Source organism: Actinocrinis sp. (assembly GCF_035650855.1).
GTDB lineage: Bacteria > Actinomycetota > Actinomycetes > Streptomycetales > Catenulisporaceae > Actinocrinis.
Map to the genome: position 1 here is coordinate 1 of NZ_DASRGV010000097.1, position 8,832 is coordinate 8,832.

The following is an 8,832-nucleotide window of genomic DNA, read 5'->3' on the forward strand; positions in this document are numbered from 1 at the left end:
TCGGGGATTTGCTACTGCGGCGCGAGCGCGGACGCGTCGGCCGCTTCGATCCCGGCAGCGTGAAGATCATGCAGGACGGCATCATCGAGAGCCGCACCGCCGCACTGCTCGACCCCTATCTGAGCCCTGCGACCCTGAGCCCCGCATCCCACGGCTGCCCGTGCAACAGCGGGTCGGCGGCGGAGCGGGGCCTCAGTTTCGTCGACCCGGATTTGCTGCGCGACTACGTCACCCAGCTGGACCGGCACGGCTTCCAGCTCCACTTCCACGCGCTCGGCGACCGCGCGGTGCGCGAGGCGCTCGACGCGCTGCAGGCCGCTCGCGCCGCGAACGGGGCGAGCGGCCATCGCCACCACCTGGCTCACCTGCAGGTGGTGCACCCGGACGACGTGCAGCGTTTCAAGCCGCTTGGCGCCGTGGCGAACATCCAGCCGCTCTGGGCCGCGCACGAGCCGCAAATGGACACCTTGGCCATCCCGGTGCTCGGCCCGGAGCGCGCGCGGTGGCAGTACCCGTTCGGTGACCTGCTGCGCTCCGGAGCGACCCTCGCCGCAGGCAGCGACTGGCCGGTCAGCAGCGCCGACCCGATCGCCGGCATCCACGTCGCCGTCAACCGCGCGCTCCCCGGCGCGCAGGCAGGGCCGTTCATTCCCGAGCAACGGCTGACGCTCGCCGAAGCTCTCACCGCGTACACAGCCGGTACCGCGTGGGTCAATCACCGCGACGACACCGGCACGCTGCAGGTCGGCAGCCAGGCGGACCTGATCGTGCTCGACCGCGATCCCTTTGCCGGACCGGCCGAGGAGATCCATCAGGCTCGAGTCCGCGCCACCTTCGTATCAGGAGACGAAGTCTGGAGCGAGTAGCGCCCGCGGAGCTGTGCCGGACGGCTCCCCGTCGTCCAAGTCCTATCCAGCCGTCCAAGCCCGTCCAGCCGTCCAAGGCTGTCCAACGGTGACCAGGATCGGCCCCGCGCCGTCCACGCCGCGCGCACCATGGCGCCATGAAGCGTCTTCGCGTTCTTACGAGCCTGCGCGGGTTCACCGTGGCGGTCGTGTTGAGCCTCGGTGCTCTCGCCGCCGCGCCCGCGCACGCCGACACGCTGCCCGCGCCGACCGGGCTCGAAGTGCTCCACGTGGCCGACACCACGGCCGACATGTACTGGAGCAGCCCCTGCTACTCGACGGAAGACGTCGTGCAGCGATACCTGAAAGGATCGTGGCAGACCTATGCGACCGGCGTCTGCGATTACCTGCCGCTGACCGGCTTGACGCCCGGGACCACGTACACGTTCCGCGTATATTCGGCGGCGGTGCCCGACATCGGCTATTCGCAGAGCCCGCCGTCCGCGCCGATCTCGTTCACGACGTTGTCGGGCCCGGATTCGGCGCCGCCGTCCAAGCCTGGAACGCCGACGTTCAGCAGTATCACCACCACGGCCGCGAACATCTTCTGGGGTCAGTCCACTGACAACGTGCAGGTCACTGGCTACTACTTGCAGCAGCTTGTGAACGGCGCCTGGACCACGATCCGCACCGTCGGTGCGGCGGGCAACTTCCAGTCCGTCTACAACCTGTCGCCGGCGACTTCTTACACCTACGCCGTCGTCGCCTTCGACGCGCGGGGGAACACCTCGCCCCGCTCGGATCCGGGCATCTTGACCACGCTGGCCACCACCGCGGTGCCGTCCTGCGTCGTACAGCTGCAGCAGTACTGGACCGGATTCACCGCCACAGCCACGATCGTGAACAGCACCCAGACCGCGATCAGCGGCTGGACGTTCGGCTTCACGCTGGCGCCCGCCGCGACGGTGAGCAGTGTCTTCGGCGGCGTGCTGACGCGCACCGGCGGCTCCGGCACGATCACCCCGGCCTCCTACGACGGCACGATCGGGCCGGGCGGCCAGCTCTACTTCGGTTTCATAGGTTCCGCCAATCCGCCCGCGCCGCCCGGCGGCTTCACCTTCAACGGTTTGCCCTGCACAGCGGCATGAACCAGACCACAACCGCACGGGGGTAAGGTGCGCGGGGCGCTGGCACCCACAAGCGCCCCGCGCACCCGCCCGCACTCGCGGCTACCCTCCCGCCCATAGACCCTCATCCACTCGTCGGCGGACGGCTGCGCACCGATCCGGCCGAGGTGCGCACCGCTGCCGACCTCGCCCGGGTGCTGCGCGAGCTGCGCCGTCGGCACGCCCGGCGGTTGGGGCGGGCGGAGCCCAGCTACCGGGAACTGGCCGAGGCCACCGGCTGGTCGCACGGGATCATCGGGGAGTATCTGGCCGGCCGGGTGCTGCCGCCGACCGACCGGTTCGACGCGCTGGTGCGCCTGCTGGGCGCGACCGCGGCCGAGCAGGGCGCGCTGGCCACCGCCCGCGACCGCGTGGAAGAGGCCCGGCGCCGGGTGCGCCGATCCGCGGCCAAGCCCGAGGACGGCGTGGCTGAAAGCGCCCGCGATGGCGCGGCAGACGGTACGGCGGGGGAGAGGGGAATGCCCGGCATTCCGATCCCGCGGCAGCTGCCGATGGACGTCTTCGGCTTCACCGGCCGCTCGCGTGAGCTGGCGACGCTGGACGCATTGGCTTTCGCCCCGCCCGAGGAAAGCACCCGCGCCGTGGTGGTCTCGGCGGTTTCCGGGACCGCAGGCGTCGGCAAGACCGCGCTGGCGGTGCACTGGGCACACCGCGCCGCAGGCCGCTTCCCAGACGGACAGTTGTATCTCGACCTTCGCGGCTACGGTCCCGAGCCGCCGGTGGAACCCGTCGACGCACTAGCCAGGCTGCTGCGCGGGCTCGGGGTGACCGGGCCGCAGCTGCCCGCCGAAGCGGCCGACCGGGCCGCGCTCTACCGGACCCTGCTCGCCGGTCGGCGGATGCTCGTGGTGCTGGACAACGCGGCCACGGCGGAGCAGGCCCGCCCGCTGCTGCCCGGTGCGCCGTCCTGCTTCGTGATCGTGACGAGCCGCGACGGCCTCGCCGGATTGGTCGCGCGGGAGGGCGCCCGCCGGATCGGGTTGGACCCGCTGACCGCCGGCGAAGCCGTCACCCTGCTTCGAACCCTGATCGGCGGCCGAATCGACCCTGCGGCCCGAAGAGATACTGTGACCCGAGTCGACACCGCTGCCGCACCGCCCGAGCTGGCCGAACTGGCCGAACGGTGCAGCCGGCTGCCGCTGGCGTTGCGGATCGCCGCGGAGCTGGCCTCGGCCGGCCCCGGACGCGGCCCGGCCGCATTGCTCGCCGGCCTGCGCGACGAGCAGCGGCGGCTCGATCTGCTGGACGCGGCGGGAGATCCGCGCACCGCGGTGCGGTCGGTGTTCTCTTGGTCGTATAAGAGCCTCACGGACATGGGCGCGCGCGCCTTCGCCCTGGTCGGCCTGCACCCGAGCAGGGAATTCGACGCCTACGCACTCGCCGCACTCGCCGATGTCGGAATCGGCCACGCAAGTATCCTGATATCCGAACTGGCACGCGTCCACCTGATCGAACCGGCCGAAAACGACGCCCACGCGATGCACGACCTGCTACGCGCGTACGCCGCCGAATGCGCCGAGAAAGCCTTCAGCCCCGAGGAACGGCAGGCCGCGCTCGGCCGGTTGTTCGATCACTACCTCGGTACCGCTGCCGCAGCGATGGACACCCTCTTCCCGCACGAGCGGCGCAGCCGGCCCGACCCCGGGCCGCCACGTACCGCGCGTCCGCCGGTCGAGGATGCACGCAACGCGGCGCGTTGGCTTGAGCAGCGGCGCGGTGCACTGGTCGCTGCAGGGGTTCACGCGGCCCGGAACGGCTCGCCGCGCCACTGCCTGGACCTCTCGCGGGTGCTGTGGCGCGCCTTCGAGGTGGGCGGCCACTATCAGGAAGCGCTCACGCTGCACCGCGCCGCCGCCGCAGCGACGGCGGGCGACCCCGGACACGCCGCCGCGCTCGTTAATCTCGGCGGGATCCACTGGTGGCTGGGCGAGCACAGCGTGGCGCGCTCATACTTCGAACAGGGGCTGGCCGGACACCGACGCACCGGTGACCGGGATGGCGAGGCGCGAGCCCTGGCCCGGCTCGGACTGGTGCACGAACGACTCGGCGACTACCAGACTGCCGCCGAGCACATGCGTCAGGCCTTGGAGAGCTACCGCGCATTGGGCGACCGGCACGGCGAGGGTGCGCAACTGCTCAATCTCGGCGCGCTGAGCCGGCGGCTGGGCGACGCCGAGCAGGCGGAGTGCGGGCTGCGGCAGGCGGTCGAGATCTTCGTCGACGTGGGTGACCTGCGCCTGGAGGGCTACGCCCTGGGCAATCTGGCGCTGGTGTTGAGCGAAACCGGGCGTCACGCGGAGGCGTTGGCTCATCTCGAGCGCTCCCTTGAGCTGTGTCGGCGCAGCGGAGATCGCGGCGGCGAAGGCAGCGCGCTGAGCACGATCGGCGCGGTACACGGGCACACCGGTCGCCACGAGTCAGCCCTCGAATACCTGCACCGCGGGCTGGCCGTCAGCCGGGAGACCGGGGATCGCAGCCTGGAGACCGAAACGCTCAACGCACTCGGCGAGGTCCTGTTGGCCCTCGACCAGCCCGATTCGGCGCTGGCCCGGCACCGAGCCGCATTGGACCTGGCGCAGGGCAACGGCGACCGCTTCGAACAGGCGCGAGCGCTGCGCGGCCTGGCCGCCGCACTGGACGGCTGCGGGCGGCCGATCGAGGGCGGCGAGCATGGTGCTCGCGCCCGGGAAATCCGCGCGCAGCTTGGCATCCAGGACGACTGACGCCCTGTCAGCTGCTGTGCGCGACCGTCTTCGGGCTCACAATATTGGGGCCCTCTAACAAGCCACGCCGTTGACGGTCAGATCCGTCGGCACCGAGGTGCTGGCGGACCGGCCGCTCCAGCCGAACGACGTCGCGTAGCCGCTCGGGATCGCGGCGTTGTACGAGGCGTTCGTCGCCGTGGCGTGCAAGCCGTCGGGCGCCGAGAGACTCGACTGCCAAGCGGAGATGTCCGTGGTGTATTCGTTGAACGTCCAGCGTACTGTCCAGCCGTTAATAGGCGTCGGCCCGTTGTTGGCGATCTTGATATCCGCGGTGAACCCGCCGAACCACACGTTCTGGATCGTGTAGGTGCAGGTCACAGCGGGAACGGTCGCCGCTCGCGCCGGTGTGCCCGCCGCGGTCGCGACGAGCAGCCCACCCGCGGCTGCACTCGCGACGAGTCGCCCGCCGAGCAATCCTCTGGTGCCTATCCCACCGCGCATCCAGCCCCTCCCGCGGCACTGACAGGGTCAATACCTCGATGTACTAGCACAAGCCGCGGGATCTGACCACTGATACCCCTGTGGCGGTGAAAGTTGCAGAACACCACGGCGCTTGGACGCCCGACGCTGAACATCAAGCAGCATGGTGCTCGCCGTGCTGTTCGCCGCGGTGCCCACTGTGCTGTTCGCCGTGGTGCCCACCGTGCTGCTGCTCCGGTTCCCCGCCCATCATCGCGAGCATCTCCCGTCCGCCGGTGCGCAGGAACCCGACCACCAGCGCCGCGGCCAGGAGCAGGAAGACGATGTTCAGCACGGTCGTGTAGTTCCACGTCACGCCCTCGGTCGGCAGCTTGGCGGCGTGCTGGTCGGGAACCAGGCCGAGGCCGCCGAAGACGAGTTCGATGACGTATCCGGCCGCGGTCATCGCTGCGTAGAACGAGCCGGCGAGGAACAGCGCCATCCGCCCGCCGTAGTACTTTCGGTAGATATTCAAGATCGGCGCGATCAACAGGTCGGCGAAGATGAACGCGACCACGCCGCCGAAGCTGATGCCGCCCTTCCACAGCACCACGGCCAGCGGCACGTTCCCGATCGAGCAGACGAAGCTGATGATCGCTACCAGCGGGCCGACCAGCGGACCCCAGATCTTGGCCGCCAGCGGGTGCCCGGTCAGGAAGAAGTGCCCCCAGAAACCGTCGGGCACCCATGCTGCGATCGCTCCGGCGATCAGCAGCCCGGCCGCGATGTCGCGCAGCACCGCCGCCCACTCCATCACGAAGATGTGCGCGACCGAGGTGGCCCCGCGGCGGGAGAACAGCCGGCGCAGGAACGGCTCGTCGCCGGTCACCGACATGTCCATCGCGGCGTGGCCTTCCATCGACCCGGCGACGCCGCGCTCGGCCTGCTCGCGCGCCGCGTCCAGCAGCCGGCCGCGCAGCAGCAGCCGGAACAGCAGCGCCAGCACGAGGATCATCACCGGCCCGCCGGCGAACTCCGCCGCGGTGAACTGCCAGCCCATCAGCAACGCCAGGATGATGCCGAGCTCGACCACCAGGTTCGTCGAGGCGATCTCGAAGGCCATCGCGGCGGTGAAGTTCGCCCCCTTGCGAAACAGCGAACGTGCGAGCGCGACCGCTGCGTACGAACAGGACGAGGACGCGGCGCCCAGCGCCGACGCCAGCGCCAGGGTGCGCGGCCGGTCGTCGCCGAGCCATCGCACGATGGTGCTTTTTCGCACCAATGCCTGCACGATCGCCGACAGCAGGAAGCCGAGGACGAGGGCCCAGGTGATCTCCCAGGTCATCGACCCGGCGATGGACAAGGCGTGCGTGACAGCGCGCAAGATGTCACCTCACAGTGCATCGGCTCGGTCGGTGGGCAGCTGCAACCGTATACCCCTACGGGGTATTCCATGCGCTCGGCCGTGTCGGGTTTGAGCCTGATTGGTCCGACCGGAATGATTGACGCACTCCATGGTCTAGTCCAATCATCTGCGCAAGTGGTCTAGTCCAACTGCGCGCAGGCCGCCACCCACGCTCGCAAAGGCCTGCTTTCCCGTAAGGAGGCGCCATGTTCAGACGTCGAACGGCCGCCCGCGGCCCCGCCCTCGTGCTCGCCGCCGCGCTCGCCACCCTGCTGGCCGCGTCGCCGGCGCTGGCCGGCACCCGGCCGATCGGGCCGTCCGCTCGGGTCGCGCCCAACGGGACGTGCACCCCGGTCAGCACCCTCGCCGGAGACCACTACAGCGCCGTGCAGATCGCCCAGGTCGCCCAGCAGGGCGGCTTCTCCGGCAACGACTGGACCATCTCGGTGGCGATAGCCGAGGCGGAGAGCTCCGGCTGGACCCGGGCCACGCTCGTCGACTCAGACTGCAGCGTCGACCGCGGCCTGTGGCAGATCAACTCGTACTGGCACGGCGAGGTCAGCGACTCCTGCGCCTTCGATCCCTCGTGCGCGGCCCAGGCGACCCACACCATCTGGGCTAACGGCGGCTGGAGCCAGTGGACCACCTACACCAACGGCGCCTATCTGTCCCACATGAGCGACGCCCAGGCAGCCGTCAACCAGGTCAGCGGCGGCAGCGGGAGCGGCGGCGGGGGAGGAGGCGGCGGCGGTGGCGGTGGCTACTCCGGTTCGTGGCAGGCGTACCACGCGTATTCGGTCGGCGACGTCGTCTCGTACAACGGGGTCAACTACCGATGCATCCAAGCCCACACGTCCCTGCCCGGCTGGGAGCCGCCTAACGTGCCGGCGCTCTGGCAGCCGGTTTAGGTCCGGCTGACATAAGGTCGGTGAGCACAGCGCCTTGCCGCGCTGTGCTCACCGGGGCCTCGGCCGTGGACCGGTGGCAACGCGGATCGAGGAGAGCCATGGGCGGACAGCGTCGGCATCTGGTCTGGCAGGTCGTCGAGACGGCCGGATTCGAGGCGGCATGGCTGGACCTCGACGGCATGAGCCTTCAGGCAACCGGCCGGGCGGTAGGTCAGCTGCCCGAGCCGTACTGGCTGTCCTACACATTGCACACCGATGACCGCGCCGCGACCACCCGCCTCACCGTCACGGCCACGACCGCCGACGCGCAATACGACCTGGATCTGCGCCGGGAGGACGAGACGTGGACGGTGGACGGGGAGCCGCGCGCCGACCTGGCCGGCGCGCTCGACTGCGATCTGGCCTGCTCGCCGGTGACCAACACCATGCCGATCATCCGGCACGGGTTGCAGCACGGCCCGCACGACTCCGGCACGCTCCGATTCGTCATGGCGTTCGTGCAGGTTCCAACCCTGCGCGTGGTCGCGTCTCAGCAGTCATACACACATCTCGACCTGGCCGAGGAGGCGGCGCGCGTCCGGTACGCGTCAGGGAGCTTCGTCAGTGACCTCACAGTGGACCGCGACGGACTGGTCGTCGACTACCCGACGATGGCACATCGGATCTCTGCCGCGACGACAGTGACGGCTGACCAGCGCAGCGGCGGCCCCGGCTCCCCGCGACCGGGCGCCGACGCGTCCTGAGCGCGCAAAATTCGCGTCCGCCCAACCAAGGCTCCAGCCGGGGACGCGAGCTGAGTGTCCATCAGCCAGACTACTGACTTGTGTGACTTATGTCTTGACGCCTTAGACGTGTCGGCTAATGATGACATCCAGGCCGGCTTCGCCCATTGTGATCGGAACTTTCCGTCATCAGCCGTCTTTGCGGGATGTGAGGTCAACGTTGATCGATCATCTGTCCGAGCGCGCAGCGCAGGATGTGAGCGCTAACATTGAGGAGGCCGCCGACCAGTCCGGCGCCCTCAGCCCGTCGCGGCGCAGCCTGCTGAAACAGGTGCTGGCCGGCGGCGGCGCGGCGGCCACCGCGTCGCTGGTGGCCGCGTGCACCAGCGGGCACAACGCGGCCGCCGCCAGCGGGGCCGGCAACTTCGCCAGCACCCCGAAGTGGCGCTTCGTCTTCGTCAACCACGTCACCACCAACCCCTTCTTCGTGCCGACGCAGTACGGGGCGGCGGACGCGGGCGCGCTCGTCAACTGCACGTACCGGTGGACCGGCTCTCAGAAGGCCGACGTCGGCGAGATGCTGAATGCCTTCAACGCTGCG

At 69.9% G+C, this 8,832-nt stretch carries 7 protein-coding genes and 2 pseudogenes; 7 read left to right on the forward strand and 2 right to left on the reverse strand.

All coding sequences use genetic code 11. The features are described 5' to 3' along the window. From VFB40_RS07730 to VFB40_RS07740, 3 genes are all read left to right on the forward strand, one after another. Positions 1-866, forward strand: an 866-nt coding sequence (locus VFB40_RS07730; RefSeq protein ID WP_324848611.1) for an amidohydrolase, incomplete at its 5' end; no start/stop codon positions are given. Positions 867-1,003: 137 nt separating this feature from the next. After that, positions 1,004-1,993 (forward strand): cellulose binding domain-containing protein, encoded by a 990-nt coding sequence (locus tag VFB40_RS07735; RefSeq protein ID WP_324848612.1) that lies wholly within the window; start codon positions 1,004-1,006, stop codon positions 1,991-1,993. A 146-nt stretch (positions 1,994-2,139) separates the two neighbouring features. Next, complete coding sequence (locus VFB40_RS07740) at positions 2,140-4,755, forward strand: ATP-binding protein (protein ID WP_324848613.1); 2,616 nt, start codon at positions 2,140-2,142, stop codon at positions 4,753-4,755. A gap of 54 nt (positions 4,756-4,809) precedes the next feature. On the opposite strand, the gene VFB40_RS07745 is transcribed toward VFB40_RS07740, so the two are convergent. Further along, a complete protein-coding gene (locus VFB40_RS07745) occupies positions 4,810-5,115 on the reverse strand; it encodes a cellulose binding domain-containing protein (RefSeq protein ID WP_324848614.1) in 306 nt (101 codons plus the stop codon). Positions 5,116-5,371: 256 nt separating this feature from the next. Then, positions 5,372-6,580 carry a permease gene (locus tag VFB40_RS07750; RefSeq protein ID WP_324848615.1) on the reverse strand — a complete coding sequence of 403 codons (1,209 nt, stop codon included), beginning with the start codon at positions 6,578-6,580 and terminating at the stop codon, positions 5,372-5,374. A 227-nt stretch (positions 6,581-6,807) separates the two neighbouring features. On the opposite strand from VFB40_RS07750, the pseudogene VFB40_RS28865 reads away from it, so the two are divergent. The 4 genes and pseudogenes from VFB40_RS28865 to VFB40_RS07765 all read left to right on the forward strand — a co-directional run. Beyond that, positions 6,808-7,236 (forward strand): annotated as a pseudogene (locus VFB40_RS28865) (hypothetical protein); the annotation flags it as partial. Between the two features lie 138 nt (positions 7,237-7,374). Next, positions 7,375-7,509: pseudogene (locus VFB40_RS28870) on the forward strand (carbohydrate-binding protein); the annotation flags it as partial. Positions 7,510-7,607: 98 nt separating this feature from the next. Continuing rightward, positions 7,608-8,252 (forward strand): putative glycolipid-binding domain-containing protein, encoded by a 645-nt coding sequence (locus VFB40_RS07760; protein ID WP_324848617.1) that lies wholly within the window; start codon positions 7,608-7,610, stop codon positions 8,250-8,252. A gap of 235 nt (positions 8,253-8,487) precedes the next feature. Further along, a partial coding sequence (locus tag VFB40_RS07765) for a twin-arginine translocation signal domain-containing protein (RefSeq protein ID WP_324848618.1) occupies positions 8,488-8,832 on the forward strand: 345 nt, incomplete at its 3' end.

Bases quoted from the DNA above. Each gene is read 5' to 3' on its own strand.
- VFB40_RS07760 (WP_324848617.1), top strand. From the start codon at position 7,608: ATGGGCGGACAGCGTCGGCATCTGGTCTGGCAGGTCGTCGAGACGGCC.
- VFB40_RS07735 (WP_324848612.1), top strand. From the start codon at position 1,004: ATGAAGCGTCTTCGCGTTCTTACGAGCCTGCGCGGGTTCACCGTGGCG.